This window comes from Streptomyces sp. NPDC057438 (genome assembly GCF_042802995.1).
In the GTDB taxonomy this organism is placed as follows: domain Bacteria; phylum Actinomycetota; class Actinomycetes; order Streptomycetales; family Streptomycetaceae; genus Streptomyces.
Genome location: NZ_JBHVDD010000215.1, coordinates 1 through 1,164, shown reverse-complemented (window position 1 = coordinate 1,164; position 1,164 = coordinate 1). Strand labels below are relative to the sequence as shown.

Below are 1,164 nucleotides of genomic sequence, written 5' to 3'. Positions count from 1 at the left end.
CAGAGTCTGCGCACGAAGGCGGTCGCCACTTCCCCGGCACACCAGTGAGCACCGGGGCGCAGATCACCTCGCGCCCTCGGCGGCGGGAGCGCGAGCCGGGCGCTCGGTAATCTGACCGCCAGCGCAAGGGCCGGAGGAACCGGACAGAGGACAGTGAGGGCAAACAGTGACAGACGAGGCATCGGTGGAAACCGCTTCCTCCGCAAGGTCCATCCGCAGTTCCGCGTCCGAGGTCCACGGCTTCGAGTTCAGCGACGTCGCTCTGGAACTCACGCGGCGGAAACTGCCCGACCTCGACGCCATGGCCTTCCACCTCGGCATGCTCCTGCTGCGCACCGCCAACACCCACAGCCAGAACTCCGAGCGCCTGATCCACCGCCCGCACGGCTTCAGCAGCAGCGGGTTCCGGATTCTCTACACCGTGTGGATCTTCGGACAGGCCGAGGCCCGGGACATCGCCCGCCTGTCCGGCGTGAGTCGCCAGGCCACCTCCAGCGTTCTGTCGACCCTGGAGGCCGACGGCCTGGTGATCCGCGAACGGCTCTCCACCACGGACCGGCGGCTGGTGACCGTGCGACTGAGCGCAGTCGGCGCCGCTGCCATCAAGGAGGCGTTCGCGCAGCAGAACCTGCTTGAGCAGGAATGGTTCGGCGACCTGACTGCGGACGAACAGGCAACTCTGAGGCTCCTGTTGAGCAAGGTGGCCAGCAGGATCGCCAAGTCGGCGAAGCAGACTGAAGGCTGACACCGGCACACGTGAGGCATCCGCCTCCACTCGCAGGAGGCTGTGTGATGTTGTGATCAGCCAGTTGCCTTCAGGAGGTCGTCGATCCAGATCATCGAGGCACGGGGGTGGAGGCCGGCGAGGTAGCTCTCGGGCATCTTGTCGTATCGAGTCGCGATACCGCGCCATGCCTTCAACTTGTTGATGAGCCGCTCGACGGTGTTCCGCTCCTTGTAAAGATCGCCGTCGTGGCGTGTGGGGCGGCCGCCCCGGCGGCCCTTCTTCTTCCGGTTGGCGGACTGGTGCTTCTTTTCCGGGATGACTGCCTTGATGCCGCGTTTCCGCAGGTAAGAGCGGTTAGCGCGGGACGAGTAGGCCTTGTCCGCGGCGACAGCGTCGGGCCGGGTTCGAGGACGGCCGAGAGGCAGACGGACCCGCAC

Annotated in this window: 2 protein-coding genes; one reads left to right on the top strand and one right to left on the bottom strand. The window is 66.2% G+C overall.

Annotated features, from left to right (window positions below):
• The first annotated feature begins 184 nt into the window (after nucleotides 1-184).
• The gene (locus tag ACFU5F_RS42480) at nucleotides 185-745 is read left to right on the top strand and encodes a MarR family winged helix-turn-helix transcriptional regulator (RefSeq protein WP_383899056.1); all 561 of its coding nucleotides are present in this window, start codon (nucleotides 185-187) and stop codon (nucleotides 743-745) included.
• Nucleotides 746-801: 56 nt separating this feature from the next.
• On the opposite strand, the gene ACFU5F_RS42475 is transcribed toward ACFU5F_RS42480, so the two are convergent.
• Nucleotides 802-1,164: transposase (locus tag ACFU5F_RS42475; RefSeq protein WP_383899054.1), on the bottom strand; the 363-nt coding region annotated here is incomplete at its 5' end.